General features: G+C 63.8%; 16 protein-coding genes and 1 pseudogene. 9 read left to right on the top strand and 8 right to left on the bottom strand.

Annotation, left to right across the window (positions count from 1 at the left end; all coding sequences use genetic code 11):
- From ACHWUQ_RS06900 to ACHWUQ_RS06915, 4 genes and pseudogenes are all read right to left on the bottom strand, one after another.
- Positions 1-89: pseudogene (locus tag ACHWUQ_RS06900) on the bottom strand (electron transfer flavoprotein subunit beta/FixA family protein); the annotation flags it as partial.
- A gap of 201 nt (positions 90-290) precedes the next feature.
- Positions 291-1,565: a mechanosensitive ion channel family protein gene (locus ACHWUQ_RS06905; protein WP_239808952.1), complete on the bottom strand. Its 1,275-nt coding sequence runs from the start codon at positions 1,563-1,565 to the stop codon at positions 291-293.
- Positions 1,566-1,701: 136 nt separating this feature from the next.
- The gene (locus ACHWUQ_RS06910; RefSeq protein WP_312463233.1) at positions 1,702-2,481 is read right to left on the bottom strand and encodes an enoyl-CoA hydratase; all 780 of its coding nucleotides are present in this window, start codon (positions 2,479-2,481) and stop codon (positions 1,702-1,704) included.
- A gap of 21 nt (positions 2,482-2,502) precedes the next feature.
- A complete protein-coding gene (locus tag ACHWUQ_RS06915; protein ID WP_239808954.1) occupies positions 2,503-3,456 on the bottom strand; it encodes a histone deacetylase family protein in 954 nt (317 codons plus the stop codon).
- A gap of 43 nt (positions 3,457-3,499) precedes the next feature.
- Here ACHWUQ_RS06915 and ACHWUQ_RS06920 point away from each other — a divergent pair, with 43 nt between their 5' ends.
- The 5 genes from ACHWUQ_RS06920 to ACHWUQ_RS06940 all read left to right on the top strand — a co-directional run bounded on the left by ACHWUQ_RS06920 (position 3,500) and on the right by ACHWUQ_RS06940 (position 9,307).
- Positions 3,500-4,420 carry a MoxR family ATPase gene (locus ACHWUQ_RS06920; RefSeq protein ID WP_239808955.1) on the top strand — a complete coding sequence of 307 codons (921 nt, stop codon included), beginning with the start codon at positions 3,500-3,502 and terminating at the stop codon, positions 4,418-4,420.
- A 1-nt stretch (position 4,421) separates the two neighbouring features.
- Entirely contained in the window at positions 4,422-5,435 is a 1,014-nt protein-coding gene (locus ACHWUQ_RS06925) for a DUF58 domain-containing protein (RefSeq protein ID WP_239808956.1), read from the top strand.
- 10 nt (positions 5,436-5,445) lie between these two features.
- Positions 5,446-7,530 carry a DUF3488 and DUF4129 domain-containing transglutaminase family protein gene (locus ACHWUQ_RS06930; RefSeq protein ID WP_394680701.1) on the top strand — a complete coding sequence of 695 codons (2,085 nt, stop codon included), beginning with the start codon at positions 5,446-5,448 and terminating at the stop codon, positions 7,528-7,530.
- A gap of 6 nt (positions 7,531-7,536) precedes the next feature.
- Positions 7,537-8,766: a lytic murein transglycosylase B gene (gene mltB / locus ACHWUQ_RS06935; RefSeq protein WP_394680702.1), complete on the top strand. Its 1,230-nt coding sequence runs from the start codon at positions 7,537-7,539 to the stop codon at positions 8,764-8,766.
- Positions 8,767-8,944: 178 nt separating this feature from the next.
- A complete protein-coding gene (locus ACHWUQ_RS06940) occupies positions 8,945-9,307 on the top strand; it encodes an Hsp20/alpha crystallin family protein (RefSeq protein WP_239808959.1) in 363 nt (120 codons plus the stop codon).
- An 81-nt stretch (positions 9,308-9,388) separates the two neighbouring features.
- On the opposite strand, the gene tsaD is transcribed toward ACHWUQ_RS06940, so the two are convergent.
- Together tsaD and ACHWUQ_RS06950 are read right to left on the bottom strand one after the other, a co-directional pair.
- The gene (gene tsaD / locus ACHWUQ_RS06945; RefSeq protein WP_313335857.1) at positions 9,389-10,459 is read right to left on the bottom strand and encodes a tRNA (adenosine(37)-N6)-threonylcarbamoyltransferase complex transferase subunit TsaD; all 1,071 of its coding nucleotides are present in this window, start codon (positions 10,457-10,459) and stop codon (positions 9,389-9,391) included.
- A 92-nt stretch (positions 10,460-10,551) separates the two neighbouring features.
- Positions 10,552-11,274 carry a DUF937 domain-containing protein gene (locus ACHWUQ_RS06950; protein WP_312417702.1) on the bottom strand — a complete coding sequence of 241 codons (723 nt, stop codon included), beginning with the start codon at positions 11,272-11,274 and terminating at the stop codon, positions 10,552-10,554.
- A gap of 216 nt (positions 11,275-11,490) precedes the next feature.
- Here ACHWUQ_RS06950 and ybiB point away from each other — a divergent pair, with 216 nt between their 5' ends.
- The 3 genes from ybiB to ACHWUQ_RS06965 all read left to right on the top strand — a co-directional run bounded on the left by ybiB (position 11,491) and on the right by ACHWUQ_RS06965 (position 14,583).
- Positions 11,491-12,429 carry a DNA-binding protein YbiB gene (gene ybiB, locus ACHWUQ_RS06955; RefSeq protein WP_394680703.1) on the top strand — a complete coding sequence of 313 codons (939 nt, stop codon included), beginning with the start codon at positions 11,491-11,493 and terminating at the stop codon, positions 12,427-12,429.
- Positions 12,422-13,318 (top strand): uroporphyrinogen-III C-methyltransferase, encoded by an 897-nt coding sequence (cobA, locus tag ACHWUQ_RS06960; RefSeq protein ID WP_394680704.1) that lies wholly within the window; start codon positions 12,422-12,424, stop codon positions 13,316-13,318. Before ybiB ends, cobA begins: the two co-directional genes overlap by 8 nt.
- 71 nt (positions 13,319-13,389) lie before the next feature.
- Positions 13,390-14,583 carry a glycerophosphodiester phosphodiesterase family protein gene (locus ACHWUQ_RS06965; protein WP_394680705.1) on the top strand — a complete coding sequence of 398 codons (1,194 nt, stop codon included), beginning with the start codon at positions 13,390-13,392 and terminating at the stop codon, positions 14,581-14,583.
- A gap of 152 nt (positions 14,584-14,735) precedes the next feature.
- Here the strand turns inward: ACHWUQ_RS06965 and ACHWUQ_RS06970 are convergent, their stop codons facing one another.
- Together ACHWUQ_RS06970 and ACHWUQ_RS06975 are read right to left on the bottom strand one after the other, a co-directional pair.
- A complete protein-coding gene (locus ACHWUQ_RS06970; protein WP_239808965.1) occupies positions 14,736-15,221 on the bottom strand; it encodes an acyl-CoA thioesterase in 486 nt (161 codons plus the stop codon).
- A 158-nt stretch (positions 15,222-15,379) separates the two neighbouring features.
- Entirely contained in the window at positions 15,380-15,703 is a 324-nt protein-coding gene (locus ACHWUQ_RS06975; protein WP_312417710.1) for an FHA domain-containing protein, read from the bottom strand.
- Positions 15,704-16,025: 322 nt separating this feature from the next.
- On the opposite strand from ACHWUQ_RS06975, the gene ACHWUQ_RS06980 reads away from it, so the two are divergent.
- A complete protein-coding gene (locus ACHWUQ_RS06980; protein ID WP_394680706.1) occupies positions 16,026-16,391 on the top strand; it encodes a hypothetical protein in 366 nt (121 codons plus the stop codon).
- Positions 16,392-16,655 lie beyond the last annotated feature (264 nt).

The raw sequence follows: 16,655 nt of genomic DNA on the forward strand, positions 1-16,655 counted from the left end.
TTCGCAATGTCCACACCCGAGCCATCGCTCTTGACGCGCACCTTGACGTTGTAGTCCACCACGCGTTTGACGGGTACCAGTACTTTCATAAACCTCGACTCCTGAGTTGTTCAATAGGTTTGCGCCAGTGGCAGCGCTTGGGCGCTGCCACGCAGCCATGGGCATGGATCAGGCCATCATCGCACAAAAATGCACGACCGTGCTTTTTTGTAGCCAAGCGGCTCATAACGGCCAATTATCGGCGCATCGCTGCGCACCAGCCTCCATTTTCCGCACAAGTTGGCGGTTCATCAGCCCTGGCTGGCAGGTATTGCACCGCCGCTATTGTTCTGGATATGCAAAACACGTTGCGGGAACGGAATCTCGATCTTTGCCGCACGCAGGCCCTCGAGCACGGCGATATTGACCGCTGACTTCACATTGGCCTGCCCGTTCATCGGATCGTTGATGAAAAAGCTCAGGCTGAACTCCAGTCCGTCAGGGGCGAAATTCACCAGGAACACCGAGGGCTCGGGCTTGGCCAGCACCCGCGCTTGGGCCAGGGCCGCGCGCGTCAGCACTTCGCGCACCTGCGCGACATCACTGTCGGCGCCGACGACGATCTGGGTGGTCAGGTTGAACTTCTGGTCGGCGTCGGTGAGGTTTTCCACGCGCTGTGTGATCAAGGTCTCATTGGGGACAATCGACTCGCGCCCGTTGGAGGCGCGGATGACGGTGTAGCGGGTGCGGATGTCGGTGATGCGGCCTTCGAAGCCATCGACGCGCACGTTGTCGCCAATGCGCAAGGCCCGCTCGATCAGCACCAAAAAACCGCTGACATAGTTGGAGGCAATTTTCTGCATGCCAAAACCCAGGCCGACACCGAAAGCACCGCCCAGCACCGACAGCGCCGTCAGATCGACGCCAACGAGGGACAGCGCCACCAGCAGGCCAATGGTGATCAGCAGCATGCGTGTGAGATTGACGGCCATCTTGCGCATCGACAGGTCCTTGACCATGTCGTCGATCACGCGTTGCTCGAAGGTGGTCGAAATCCACAGTACCACCAGCATCACCATGCCCACCGATATCGCCCCCTGGAACAGCTCCAGTACCGAGATCGACGTCTTGCCAAAGGCGAACTGCACAGCGTCGAGTTGCGCCATCACCTGCGGCAGCACACCCAGAATCCCCAGCACCGCCACGCCCCAGGCCAGCCACGAGAAGATCCGCTCAATCAGGCGCACCACGGTGGAGTTGGGAAAGGTCTTGGCCAGCACCCGGGCGACCAGGCGGATGACCGCCAGCGACAGCAGAATCTGCACCGCCAGCCGCAGCAGAAACACCGGTTGGTAGTGCTCCACCAGCATGCGCGCGGCAGCGGTCAGCAGCAGTGCCAGCAGCGGGAACAGCGCCCCGCCCCAGGCCGTTTTGCCAAACCATACCGAGGGCTTGCCCACCTCACGGTGGCGGTAAAAGCTGCGGCTGAGGAGCCAGGCCAGGCCCAGGCAAATCACCAAAACCGCCAGCTCCTGCCAGGTGCTGGACTGCTCAAAGTCCACTCTCAAACGATCAAAGATATCCATGCGCCAGCCTTATCGGGTCCAAAAGAAAAAGCATACGCGCAAGCATATGCTGGTTCCGTACCGTATCACCGATGCTGCAGTGCCGTTTGTAGGAGCGGCAGACGTCTACAGACGCGCGGCTGGGTGTGGCCTGGGGCTAGGACCAGACCGGCTTGCGCTTTTGCGCAAAGGCCTGCGCGCCTTCCTGCGCGTTGCCGTCCATCATGTTGGCGGCCATGCACTGGCTGGCCACCTGGTAGGCGGCCTCCATACCCAGCTCCCGCTGCTGGTAGACCAGGGCCTTGCCCATGCGCACGGCGGCAGCGGGCTTGCTGACGATGGCAGCGACGAGCGTTTCCAGCTCCGCATCGAGCTGCTCGGGCGCGGCCACCCGGTTGACCAGGCCCTGGGCCAGCGCCTGCTCGGCGCTGATGAATTCACCGGTCAGCAGCATTTCCATCGCCTGCTTGATGGGCATGTTGCGCACCAAGGGCACGCTGGGCGTGGCGCAGAACAGGCCGTACTGGATGCCGCTGGTGGCAAAGCTGGCCTCGCTGCTGGCAACGGCCAGATCACATTGCGCCACCAGTTGGCAGCCGGCGGCCGTCGCCATGCCCTGCACCCGCGCAATGACGGGTACCGGCAGCTTCTGGATCGCCATCATCACCTGGCTGCAGCGGTTGAACAGGTCCTGGTACCAGGCGCGGTCGGGGTGGGCGGCCATGTCCTTGAGATTGTGGCCGGCGCAAAAGGCCCGGCCCTGCGCGGCCAGCACCACCACGCGTACGGAGGCATCCTGCGCAATGGCGGCCAGCGCTGCGCGCAACGCCGCCAGCATCTCATCACCCAGCGCATTGAAGCGCGCCCCATCGTTCATGCACAAGGTCACCACGCCGCGCGCATCGCGGGTCTGCACAAGCAAGTTGCTGTCCGTCATTGCCAGGTCCTCAGAAGGTGTTTACAGATCGGCGAGCACGCGGATATGGGCTTCCACGCTGGCTGCGAGCGGCGCCATCACATAGCCGCCCTCCAGGCAGGAGACGATGCGGCCCTTGCTGAAGCGCCGCGCAATGTCTTTCACGCGGTGGGTGATCCAGGCGTAGTCGGCCTCGACCATGCCCAGCTGGCCCATGTCGTCTTCGCGGTGGGCGTCAAAGCCTGCGCTGATGAAGACCATCTCCGGCTTGAATTCCTCAAGACGTGGAATCCAGTAGGTCTCCACAATCTCGCGGATGTCCATGCCCTTGGTATAGGCCGGCACCGGCACATTGAGCATATTGGCCGCCGGGTCCTTGTCGCCCGAATGCGGGTAGAACGGGTGCTGAAAAATGCCCACCATCAGAATGTGCGGGTCGCCCGCGCAGATGTCTTCGGTGCCATTGCCATGGTGCACATCAAAATCGACTATCGCTACGCGCTTGAGCTGGTGGCGCATCAGCGCGTATTTGGCCGCCACCGCGACGTTGTTGAAAAAACAAAAGCCCATCGCCTGCTTGCGCGTGGCATGGTGGCCCGGGGGACGCACGGCGCAGAAGGCGTTTTCCATCTCGCCGCTGATCACGGCATCGGTGGCCGCCAGCGCAGCGCCACAGGCCCGCAGCGCGGCATTCCAGGTGGCGCCATTGACGGCAGTGTCGGTGTCCAGCATCAGGGTTTCCGGGCCGCCAATGGCCTGGTTGTCCGCCGCCATTTCGGACAGCCCGCGTATCGACGCGATATGCAGGCGCTCATGGCCCAGCTCCAGATCGGACATGCTGGCCTTGGGCGCATCGCGCCGCTCCAATGCATCCCCCACACCGGTGATCAGCAGGCGGTCTTCAATCGCATCCAGGCGCGCAGCGCATTCCGGGTGGGCAGGCCCCATGTCGTGCAGCCAACAGTCACGGTGGCTGAAATAACCTGTCTTGGACACAGTTTTCGTCTCCTTAACTGCCTTTGTCGTTTATTGTGATGGGATGCAGACACAGCACACCATACAAAAATTATTGACTCAGCTTAACACGGTGATTGTGGGGAAACCGGCGCAGGTTCAGCATTGCCTGACTTGTTTGCTGGCGGGAGGACATCTGCTGATTGAAGACGTGCCCGGCGTGGGTAAGACCACACTTTCGCATGCGCTGGCCCGCACCTTGGGCCTGCAGTTTGCACGGGTGCAATTCACTGCAGACCTGATGCCCAGCGACTTGACCGGCGTGTCGGTCTATGAGCGCGAGCAGCAGGCTTTTGTGTTTCATCCCGGCCCCGTGTTCACCCAGGTTTTGCTGGCCGATGAGATCAACCGCGCCAGCCCCAAGACGCAAAGCGCGTTGCTGGAGGCGATGGAGGAAAAGCAGGTGACGGTCGAGGGCGCGACGCGCCCGCTGCCCCAGCCTTTCTTCGTCATCGCCACCCAGAACCCGCTCGACCAGCTGGGCACCTATGCCCTGCCCGAGAGCCAGCTCGACCGCTTCCTGATGCGCATCTCGCTGGGCTACCCCGACCAGGCGGCCGAGTTCCAGCTGCTGGCCGGCCAAGGCCACCGCGATATCGCCAACCAGTTGCCAGCGCTCACCTCTGCGGTGGAGCTGAAGTTCCTGCAGCAGGAAGTGACCAGCGTGCGCGCCAGTGACGCGCTGATCCACTACGTGCAGGCGCTGATCGCCGCCACGCGCTCGGGCAAATGGTTTGTGCAGGGCCTGTCACCGCGCGCGGGCATTGGCCTCATCCGGGCGGCCAAGGCGCAAGCGCTGATCCAGGGCCGCGACTATGTGGCGCCCGATGATGTGCAAGCCATCCTGCCGCAGACGACGGCGCACCGGCTGGTGCCCATCAGCACATCGGGGCGCAGTGCCGTCGAGCAGGTGCGCGCGATGATGGACAGCGTGGCGCTGCAGTAGCGTGAACCCGCCTTCTGCGGCCTCAGGGCAGCCCCGCAACAGCCCTCTTCAGCGGCTGCGCCAGCGCATGCGCCAGTGGTGGCTGGCCCATTTGCCCAGCGCCAGCAGCCATGCGGTCAGCCGCCGCAACCTCTACCTGCTGCCCACCCGCGCTGGCTGGATGCTGGCGCTCACCTTGCTGGTGCTGCTGGTGACCAGCATCAATTTCCAGCTCAATCTGGGATTTTTGCTGACCTTCATGCTGACCGGCGCCGCCCTGGTGTCCGTGGGCATTGGCTACCGCAATCTGCTGGGGCTGCAGCTGGAGCTGCACGCGCCCGAGGCACAGTTTGCCGGACAGGCGCTGCGCCTGGACCTTCGGCTGCACAACCCCAGCCGCCGCGCCCGCTATGCGCTGGGCATACGCCAGTACCAGGGCCTGGAACTGAGCCTGAGCGATGCTCCGGCGCAGGCAACCACCCCGATGCAACTGAGCACGCCCGCCGAGCGGCGCGGCTACCACAGCCTGCCTGCGGTGCTGGTCGAGACCCGTTTTCCGCTCGGTGTCTTTCGCATGTGGACCGTTTTCCGCACCACCGAAAAAGCCCTGGTCTACCCCTGCCCCGAGACCAACCCACCCCCGCTGCCACTGGGCCTGGCCGATGCCGGCGCCGGCAGCAGCGCCAGCCTGCGGGCCAGCAGTGGCGAGTTCGACGGGGTGCGCAGCTACCGCCGCGGCGACCCGCTCAAGCTGGTGGTCTGGAAGAAGGCGGCCACATCGCTGGCCACCGGCAGCGGCCATTTTGTCGTGCGCGACAACCAGCACCAGGCGCAGCAGGATGTGTGGCTCGATGCCCAGCAATGCGGCCTGGCAGAGCGGGAAGCCCAGCTTTCGCGGCTGACGGCCTGGGTAGTAATGGCCGACCAGCAAGGGCTGCGCTACGGGTTGCGCCTGGGCAGCGGCCACGCAGATCAGGCGGCCGATAGCGGGGCCGAGCACCGCCAGGCCTGCCTGCGCGCACTGGCACTGGCCTAGGAACAACACGATGCCCTCTGCTTTCCACCCTGCCCCGTCTGCAGGCGCCAGCCGCTGGTCCCGCCTGCCACGCGAGGCACGCGATACCTTGTTTTTGCTGGCCGTCGTCGGCTGGATACTGCTGCCGCTCACCGCCACCTTGCCACTGTGGGCCTCCGCTCTGGCTTACGCGCTGCTCGCCTGGCGCGGCCGCATTGCGCTGCTGCAAAAGCCCATGCCGGGCCGCTGGCAGCTGCTGGCCTTGCTGGTGCTGGTGGTCGGGCTGACCCTGCTCAGCTACCGCACCATCCTTGGGGCCGATGCCGGCGTCACCCTGGTCAGCATGCTGCTGACGCTCAAGACCATGGAGCTGCGCGCCAAGCGCGATGCGATGGTCATCTTCTTCCTGGGTTTTTTTGCGCTGATCGCCAACTTTCTGCATTCGCAGTCGCTGCTGACCGCGCTGGCCATTGCGATCGGTCTGGTGGGCCTGCTCACCGCGCTGGTCCATGCGCATATGCCGGTGGGGCAGCCCTCGCTGAAGTTCGCAGCCGGCCTGTCGCTGAAGATGGTGGCCATTGGCGCGCCGCTGACCTTGGCGCTGTTTGTCTTCTTTCCCCGCATGGCGCCGCTGTGGGGCGTGCCGCAGAACCCGGCAGCCAAGACCGGTCTGTCCGATGAGATGACGGTCGGCTCGGTGGCATCGCTGGCCCAGGACGAAGGCATCGCGTTCCGCGTCAAGTTCGACACGCCGCAAAACCGGCCGCCCCCCGCCAACCAGCTCTACTGGCGCGGGCCGGTGCTGTCCGACTTCGACGGCAGCACCTGGCGCGCCACACCCAGCTTTCGCACGCCGGACGATCGGATGTTTGCCGACATTCGCACCGAAGGCGAGGCGCTGCGCTACGAGCTGACCCTGGAGCCCCACCACAAGCCATGGTTGCTGACTTTGGACCTGACCGGCAGCGCGCCGGTGCTGCCACGCGGCCGTGCCTACAGCACCGGCGATCTGCAATGGCTCAGCAACCGTCCCATTACCGAGGTGACCCGCATTGCGGTCGAAAGCCACACGCGCTACCGGTTTGGCATGCAGGCCGGCAACCGCGAGCTGGCCTTCAACCGCCGGCTGCCGGCCAACAGCAACCCGCGCACCCAGGCCTGGGTGGCGCAGCTGGTGGCCGAGATCGGCGAGCGCCCCGACCGCAGCGCGCAACTGGTACAGCGCCTGCAGCAGCAGCTGCGCAGTGGCGGCTATACCTACACCTTGGATCCCGGCGTCTACACCGGTCAGGCAGCTGACGAGTTCTGGTTTGACCGCAAAGAGGGCTTTTGCGAGCATATTTCGGCCGCCTTTGTGATTGCGCTGCGCAGTGCCGGCGTGCCGGCGCGCATTGTGACCGGCTACCAGGGGGGCGAAGCCAACAGCGTGGACGGCTACTGGACGGTGCGCCAGGCCGATGCCCATGCCTGGGCGGAGGTGTGGCTGGGCGAAGAACAGGGCTGGGTGCGCTTTGACCCGACGGGCTCGGTCAGCCCCGGCCGCATCGGCGCCGCACAACGCCTGAACACGCCCAACTTCATGGGCATCAGCGTCAGCAATGCCGCCACCATCAATGGGTTGCAGCGCATGCGCGCGGTCTGGGAAGCCGTCAACAACAGCTGGAACCAGTGGGTGCTGAACTACACCCAGCGCGAGCAGATGGACATGCTCAGCAAGCTGGGCCTGTCCAGCCTCAACTGGATGGACCTGGTGCGCATTCTGGGTGGCCTGGTACTGGCGGCGGCGATGGTCGTGGTGCTGGCCCTGCAGTACCAGCGCCGGCGCGTGGACCCCTGGCTTGCGCTGCTGGGCGAGGCGCGCAAACGCCTGCGCCAGGCCGGTGTGCCAGAGGCCGCACAAGGCAGCGCCGCTACGCCCCGCGCGCTGGCACGCTTGGTGCACGCCCAGGCGCCCGAGCTGGCCCCTGCGTTTGGCCAATGGCTCAAGGCCATGGAGCGGCAGCGCTATGCACATGCGACCGGCCAGCCTGCGCCCAAGGCCGAGCTGGCGGCGCTTCGCAAACAATTACGACTTCTGCCCTGGTCCCGCCTGCGGGCCCGGGCAAACAAGGTATAAAACCCCATGCACCGAATTCTTCAGACCACCGTGGCCGTGCTGTGCGCCGGCCTGTGCGCAACGGGCGCCTACGCGCAAAAAAACACCAGCAACAAGGCCCGCAGCGCTGATTCCGCCCCCGCCGCATCCAGCTATGGCAACCGTCCCGAGGCCGAGGCTTTCATCCGCGAGGTGGCCGAGCGCCGCCATATCGATGAGGCCTGGCTGCGTGCCAGCATCCAGCAAGCCCGTTTCAACGCCACGGTGCAGCGCCTGATGACGCCGCGCACCGGGCCAGCCGGTGTCAAGAACTGGCGCGGCTACCGCAGCCGCTTTGTCGAGCCGATCCGCATCCGCGCGGGCCTGCGCTTCTGGAACGAGAACGCAGCGACCCTGGCCCGCGCCGAGCAGACCTATGGCGTGCCGGCCGAGTACATCGTCGGCATCATCGGGGTCGAGACCATTTACGGCCAGCAAATGGGCAACTTCACCGTGGTCGATGCGCTGGCCACCTTGGCTTTCGACTATCCCGCAAGCCACCCGCGCGCGGCCGACCGCGCCAAGTATTTCCGGGGTGAGCTCGAGCAGTTCCTGGCCACGGCCTACCTCACCGACAGCAACCCCTTCGACACGGTCGGCAGCTACGCCGGCGCGATGGGCATGCCCCAGTTCATGCCGACCAGCTGGTCCAACTACGCAGTCGATTTCGATGGCGATGGCAAGATCAACCTGTTTGGCAGCACCGCCGATGCGATCGGCTCGGTAGCCAACTACTTCGTCGCCCATGGCTGGCAGCGCGGCATGCCGGCCTACTACGACGTGCAGGTGAACAGCACGCCGGCACAGCTGGAGACCTTGCTGGCCCCGGACATCAAGCCCAGCTTCAGCGCCGCCGAGATGGCCGCACTGGGCCTGCGCATCCAGGCACCGGGTGACCAGCACAATGGCCCGCTTGCACTGATCGAGCTGCCCAATGCCAGCGCCGCCACCCAATACGTCGTGGGTACGCCCAACTTCTACACCATCACCCGCTACAACCTCTCGAGCTTCTATGCGATGTCCGTGGTGGAGCTGGGCCAGGCCATTGCGCGTGCACGCAACGGCACGCCGGCAGCGGCGGATGCCGAGCCCAGCGCGCCTGAACCCAGCAGCGAACCGAGCAACTCCCCCACGGCCGAAGCCGCCGCCAAGGCCTATCTGCGCAGCAAGGCGCGCCAGCAGCGCACGCCCGATCCGGCCAACTTCAGCGCGCCGTGATCCCCGGCCTGGCCTGGCCAGTCCAGGCAGGGCAACCCATATGGACGTGATCTGCAGGCTTTCAAGGCCTTAGCTGCAAAAATAAAAGGCAGCTATTTTCTCTTGAAATTGCCGCATCTTCATCCAACTATCAGTCATCAAGCAGCAACCCCGCTGCCCTGTTCTACAAGGATTGAAGATGATCATGACCCCTCTGATGCACCGCTCGGCCTACGCTGTCTCCCCTTCCGCGATGGATGCCGCGCTGCAGCGCTTCCTCCAGGCCACCACCAATGCGCAAGATCGCGTACAGCAAGATGGCCAGGTGTTCAGCATCAGCGTGGATGTGCCCGGTCTGTCCCGCGACCAGCTGCGCATCGAGCTGCAAGACAAGACCGTGCGCCTGTCCAGCATTGAAGGTGCGCCGCGCAGTGTGCAACGTGCCTGGAAGCTGCCTGCCAGCATCGATGCCGCAGCCTCCAAAGCCAGCCTGGAAAACGGCGTGCTGACCCTGGTGCTGAGCACCAACCAGCCCAGCACCCAGACCCTGGCGATTGCATAAACGCCAACACCGCACCATGCAGAAGGGGCCCTGACAGGCCCCTTTTGCTCGTTGTGCCGCTGCATCACCAGCGGGTCACATCTACACCGCAGCGGCAGCCGCAGGTGGCTGCTGCACGATCGCATCCAGCGGCCAGCGCGGCTTGACGTCGAACGCATAGACCTTTTCAGCCTGCTGCTGCCCCGCTTCGATGCGCATCGCAGCCGCCATTGCAATCATCGCGCCGTTGTCAGTGCACAGATGCAGCTCGGGATAGTGCACCCGGATGCCGCGCTTGCGGCAGGCATCGTTGAGCTGCTCGCGCAGCAGCCGGTTGGCACCCACACCGCCAGCGACCACCACGCGCTTCATGCCGGTTTCTTTCAGTGCATTCAAGGTCTTTTTCACCAGCACATCGACAATGGCTGCCTGCGTGGATGCGGCCAGGTCCGCCTTGCGCGCCTCCAGGCCATCGCCCAGCTTCTTGGCCTGGGTCAGCACCGCCGTCTTCAGCCCGGCAAAGGAGAAATCCAGATCGCCACTGTGCAGCAGCGGGCGCGGCAGCTTGAACGCCTCGGGATCACCGCCCTGCGCCAGACGGGACAGCTCCGGCCCGCCCGGGTACGGCAATCCCAGCAGCTTGGCGGATTTGTCAAAGGCCTCGCCTGCCGCGTCGTCAATGGTCTCGCCCAGAATCTGGTACTGGCCCACACCATCCACCCGCATCAGCTGCGTATGGCCCCCAGAAACCAGCAAGGCCACAAAGGGGAATTCGGGCGGGTCTTCGCTCAGGAAAGGAGACAGCAGATGGCCTTCGAGGTGGTGCACGCCCAGCACGGGCTTGTCCAGCGCGGCGGCCATCGCGCAGGCCACCCCGGATCCGACCAGCAGCGCACCGGCCAGCCCCGGGCCCCGGGTAAAGGCAATCGCATCGATCTGCGCGAGCGTACAGCCCGCGTCATCGAGCACTGTTTGCGTCAGCGGCAATACCCGCCGGATATGGTCGCGGCTGGCCAGCTCGGGCACCACACCGCCGTAGGCACGGTGCATCTCGATCTGGCTGTAGAGCGCATGGCTCAGCAGCTCGGGCACGGTGCCCGGGCCACGGGTGCGCACCAGGGCCACGCCGGTTTCATCACAGGAGGATTCGATCCCCAAAATCAACTCACTCATGGGGCCAAAGTGTAGGCGCTCCCGGCCGGTTGTGCCCCCGGGGACCGGTCTACCCTGGCGGGCTGCCAGGGTTTGGCGCGGGGACAGATGGCTCAGCGCTTGCCGCCCAGCAGCGAGCCACCGATTTTCATCAGGTCGCTGACATCGAGCTTGCCGTCGCCATTCTGGTCCAGCAGCGAGCCCAGCAGGCCGCCGCCCAGGCCACCCTGCTGCTGCACCTGGTCTTTTTCCTGGCCGAGCGCATTGCCCAGTTGCGACGAATTCAGGCCGCCCGACATCACGCGCTGCGCCAGGAAGGACATCACCAGCGGGGCCAGCATTTTGAGCAGGTTGCCGGCATTGGCGCCCAGGCCCGTGGCCTGGCCCAGGCTGGCCGATGCCTGGTCTTGCTGGCCGCCAAAGATATGGCCCAGAATGCTGGCGCCGTCCATCGCTGCAGGCGATGCGGCACCCGCACCGGCAGGTGCTCCGCCGCCGAGCGCGCCGCCCAGAACGCTGCCGAGCATGCCGCCCAGACCACCGCTCTGCGCGCCGCCGCCACCGCCCAACAGCGATCCGAGCAGCCCTCCCAGATCAGGGCCCGCGCCTGCGCCGCCGGCCGCGCCGTGGTCGCGCTGCAGCGCTTCAAACAAGGCGCTCGCACCACCTGCGCTTTGCGCGTTGTTGCCCAGGGCGCCCAGCATCATCGGTACGGCCGCCTGCACGGCCTGCTCGGTCTGGGCCTCGCTCTGACCCAGGCTTTGGGCCATCTGCTGGATGGGAGCCCCTTGCAGTTGCGCGAGGAGCTCATCGACCATCGAGGGAGTTGCGGACATGTTCTTTCCTTTCATAAGCCCAGGCGGGCGTGGCACAGACTGCAGATGGTAGACGTTCAGCATGGCAGTGCAATACGCAGTGGCGCAAATCTTCGTTAACCAAGGCCGCTTCACGGCTGCCGGCCTGCATACCCGAGATGCCGGATGGGCTGATTTTCCTTATTACTTACGTATATATAAAACCTAAAATAATGGGCACACGTATTTTTCAATGCCATGGCCATACAGCACTACATCAAGGAAATCGGGCGCGGCGCACGCGGCGCCAAGGCCCTCAGCCGTCTCGAAGCCAGCGATGCGATGGCGCAGATACTCGATGGCCGGGTCAGCGATTATGAAATCGGCGCCTTTTGCATTGCGATGCGCATCAAAGGCGAAACCGCCGAGGAGATGTGCGGCCTCTGGGATGCCGTGCATGCACGTATTGCCCGCTTCCACAGCAGCGCAGCGCTGCCCACCGTGGTAGTGCCCAGCTATAACGGTGCGCGCCGCTTGCCCACGTTGACTCCGCTGCTGGCCCTGCTGCTGGCACGCGAAGGCCTGCCCGTGCTGGTTCACGGCATGCAGACCGAGGCGAGCCGCATCACGGCCTTTGCGGTGTTCGAGCGGCTGGGGCTGACAGTCCGCGATGGGGCCGGGGCGATCGCCCCATCCGAAGTGGCCTTGGTGCATACGGCCACCTTGCTGCCCGCGCTCGCCAAACTGCTGGCGGTGCGCCAGATCATTGGCCTGCGCAACCCCGGCCACAGCATTGCGAAGCTGCTGCAGCCCCTGCAGAGCCCTGCGGTTTTGCTGGGCAGCTATACCCACCCCGAATACCTGCCGATGCTGCAGGCCACGCTGGCCGAGCTGCAGAGCCATGCGCTGCTCTCGCGCGGACTGGAAGGCGAAGTCTGCGCCGACCCGCGCCGCACCCCGCAGTACGATGGCTTTGTCGCCGGCCAGCACCAGCTGCTGCAAGCGCGCAGCAGTGGCACCGATGGCCAGGTGCCGGGGCTGCCCAGCGAGCGCGATGCGGACACCACCGCCCGCTACACCGAGGCCGTTCTGGCCGGCCAGTTGCCGGTGCCCGCCGCCCTGGCCCAGCAAGTGGAACATGTGCTGGCCATCGCCCAACAAACACTCCCCGCGTCCCAAGGTCCCCGCCATGACTGACAGCAGCCTGCCCACTCCTACTGCGCGCCCCCCCGCCGATGCCCCAACGCCCGGTCAGGGCCAGTGCACCCTGGTCGGTGCCGGCCCGGGTGACCCGGACCTGCTGACCATTGCTGCCGCCAAAGCGCTGCAACGTGCCACCGTGCTGCTGGTGGACGACCTCGTCAACGAAGCCGTGCTGCAATGGGCTCCCGAGAGCGCACGCATCGTTCACGTAGGCAAGCGCGGCGGCTGCCAAAGTACGCCCCAGGCATTTATCCAGCGCCTGATGCTGCAAGAGGTGCAGGCTGGCGAGAACGTGGTGCGGCTCAAAGGGGGTGACCCGTTCATCTTTGGCCGGGGCGGCGAAGAAGTGGAGTTCTTGCGCGCCCATGGCATCGAGCCGCGCATCATCAACGGCGTGACAGCCGGGCTCGCTGCGCTGACCAGCCTGGGCGCACCGCTGACCCACCGTGACCATGCACGGGGCGTGATGTTCATCACCGGCCATGCCAAGCCGGGCGGACAAGGCCCCGATTGGGCGCAACTGGCCCGCACCGCACATGATGCGCGCCTGACCCTGGTGATCTACATGGGTGTGGCCAGTGCCGAGGCTATCAGCCAGGGCCTGGGCAGCGGCTTGCCTGCCGATACGCCGGTCGCCATCGTGCAGCATGCCAGCCTGCCCCAGCAGCGCCATGCGATCACCGACCTGGCCCATTTACCCGCCACCATGGCCCGCGAAAAACTGGCCAGCCCCAGCATCATCGTCGTCGGCGATGTGGTGCAATGCGTGGCTTTGGCAGCGCAGGCAATCCGTAACAACGAGGCGATAGCCAGCCGAGATTTCTCCGAGATTTGCGGATACGATAGCCAGGCAACCGTGGAAGACCAAGCATCCATAGCGTAGAGTAATCAATCTTTACATATGCACAGATTGTTTCTCCAGGTTCAATCCATAAAACGAGGAGCACTGACGATATGCAAAGACAACGCACCTGGCGCCTGTGCGCCGCTGCACTGGCCATTACCGCACTGACCGCCTGCAAGACCGAGCTGGGTCCGGGCGATGGCGATGGTGGTACCAACCCCAACCCCAATCCCAAGCCCTATCCCACGCTCGACGGCAAAGCACCGCAAAGCTTTTCGCTCAGCAGCATCGATGGCAAGGCCGCCAATACGGCCGAGAGCTTTGATGCCGCCATCGCGCAGGATGCCAACTTCATCGCTGTGGACCTGGTCATGAGCAAGGATGGCGAGCTGGTCGCGCTGGCCTCGCCGGACATCACCGACATCACCGACGTCTCCAGCCGCAGCGTCTACGCCAATCGCAAGACCGTACGTCAGATCGATGGCCAGTCCCACCAGGGCTGGTTTGCCTCTGACTTCACGTTGGTGGAACTGCAAAGCCTGCGCGCCAAGCTGACTGGCTCCAGCGCGCCACCGACCAATGCCACCACGGGCCGCATTCTGTCTCTCAATGATGTGATCGCTTACGTTAAGCGCCAGCGCAAGACCGTCGGCCTGTATCTGCAGACCCTGAACCCGACCTACCACAGCCAGCAGGGCCTGGCGATGGAAGACAAGCTGGTGGCAGCCTTCACCGCAGCGGGCTACACCCAGGAAACGGCGCCGGTGTTGGTGCGCTCTTTGGAAGTGGCCCACCTGAAGGCCTTGCGCGCCAAAACCCAGGTTCGCCTGGTTCAGATGATCAATGGCGATCCAAAGCTGGGCAGTGACGGGCAGATTCTGATGAACCTGCCCTACGGACAGCCCTACGACTTCACGCTGGCAGGCACCTCCACCACCTATGCCCAGATGGTGACCGCTGACGGTCTGGCCCAGATCAAGACCTACGCCAACGGCATCTCGCCGTGGAAGCCCTTTGTCATTTCCGCGCGCTACCTGGACAAAAATGGCGACGGTCAGCCCGACGACCTGAACAACGATGGCTTACGGGACTACCGTGACCGCGAGATGATGCCGCCGACCAACCTGGTCACCCTCGCCCATGCGGCCAAGCTCTTTGTCCACCCCTGGGAATACCGCAACGATGTGACCTTGCTGGCCAGCGACTTCAAGGGCAAGGTGGCGGCAGAGTACAAGCTGTTCTACGAAGTGGGTGTGGATGGCGTGTTCAGCGACAGCCCCAGCGATGCCAACAAGGCACGCTAATCAGGCAGCCAACGCCAAGATCAGCTAGGTGCCGACGCTAGGACACCAACTACGAAGAAAGGCAAGGTGAAGACCTTGCCTTTTTCTATGGGCCTGAATCTTGCTGCGCCATGCAGCAAAATTAGGCAACGCAAATCGCTACCCAGCCACACTCAGCTGGTCTGCCGCGTCGTCTGCGCAAAGCGGCGAGCCAACTCCTTGCGCAGTTCCTTGCGCGTCAACGCCGCTTCCCAGCGGCGTTTTTCATCCGCCGTCTCCGGCTGCAACGGCGGCACCGGCACTGGCTTGCGCTGGTCGTCCACCGCCACCATCGTGAAAAAGCAGCTGTTGACATGGCGCACGCTGCGTTCGCGGATGTTCTCCGCCACCACCTTGATGCCGATCTCCATCGACGAGGTTCCGGTGTAGTTGACGCTGGCGTAGAACGACACCAGCTCACCCACATGGATGGGCTCCAGGAACATCACCTGGTCCACACTCAGGGTCACCACGTAGCGCCCGGCATAGCGGCTCGCACAGGAGTAAGCCACATTGTCCAGCTCGCGCAAAATGGCGCCGCCATGCACATTGCCAGAAAAATTAGCCATGTCCGGAGACATCAGCACCGTCATCGTGAGTTGGTGGTGGGGTAAACGCATGGAGCCGATTGTAGGCATCGCGCTAGACGGCGGGGAGCCGCCCGGGCAAGCCCCTGGTTCCGCTCGGACATGCCGCATTCCCGGCTGCGACGGCCTAGCGGGACAGGCTTGGGCCCGCCGGCTTGTGCGCTGGCCATGGCCCTTCACCCATCCATCCCTCACCCGGCAAAGGCATTGCGGGGCTGTTCCGAGCCATGTTTGACAAAGACCTTGTAGCAGCCTACGAGCACATAGTCCCCCGTGTAGAGCACCTTGCGGCGCGTCCGCATGCCATTGACGAAGATGCCGTTCGTGCTGTGGTGGTCGACGACGGACAGAACACCGGCACGGTAGTGGAAAGCGCCGTGATCCCGGCTGACAGCCGGGTTATCCAGGCAAATGGCGTTGCCGGCACCTCGGCCAAATGTGGTGTACCCGCTCTCCAGGATCAGCGAATGAAGCACGACCCTGTGCGTGATGAAGATCAGGACTTCCGGCAGCATATTCCACCTCCTTCGCCCGACCGGTGCCCGGTCAGTACTGCAATCTATCGCTGCAGCATCAACAAATTATCAATCGGTTTATTAAAATAGATTGATAATAAATTACAACTTGGATTGATAGAAAGAAAACCTAGGGAATACACGGAGCATCAATTTTATCTATTGGCGGAAGACGCCCGCTCTCCCAACGGATGCGGGCAGGCAGGCTTGCTGGCTGGTCAGAACAATGCCGGCCAGTAGGACACACTGACTGACATAAAACACGCTTTGATGGAGGGAAGCAGCTGCGGCAACCCATCATGCGTCGGCAGCACTCGGGAGCGTGTCTCAAGCACCTGGAGCTGAAAAACACAAGGCCATGCTGTGCACCCCGCTGGGCACCATGCCATCTGCCCCGTTGCTGCTTGGGCAGGCGTATCGCTCGCCAAACATCGGACACACCAGCAAGACGCGCCAGGGAAAAGCGCAGTCTAGGGCGCGGTCCGCTGCGTTGTATTCCTTGTCAAATAGCTGCAGCCTGACTGCAAAGAACGCTTTGCTTCTCATCCCGCTCCAAGCAGGCTCCATGGGCGAAGGTTTTGCAAAGGATTTCAAGCGCTTGTCTCTATGTGGGGAGTGGCGTGAACTGCAGCGGTTCATGCAAGACGGTGGCAATCACTTTCTCCAGCCGGTGCTGGGCTGTGCATGACTCCTATCCTGCAGGCCTTTCAGCCCGTTCAGCGCAAGAGCAGCAAACGTGCTGAGGGCTGCTTGCAGCATCGCTCAGCCCCTGGCCTTCCAAGTCTTCCTGCACATCGGGGAAGACCAGTTTGTTCTAACCTATAAAAGCAGGTGACGACCAGAAATTGAAAAACCCTTGCAGGTTGTTCACTTGCAAGGGTTTCAATTTGGGGTGGCTGATGGGGCTCGAACCCACGACAACAGGAATCACAATCCTGGACTCTACCAACTG

Origin of the sequence: uncultured Comamonas sp., assembly GCF_964277875.1 — a bacterium.
Classification (GTDB): Bacteria; Pseudomonadota; Gammaproteobacteria; order Burkholderiales; family Burkholderiaceae_C; genus Comamonas; species Comamonas sediminis.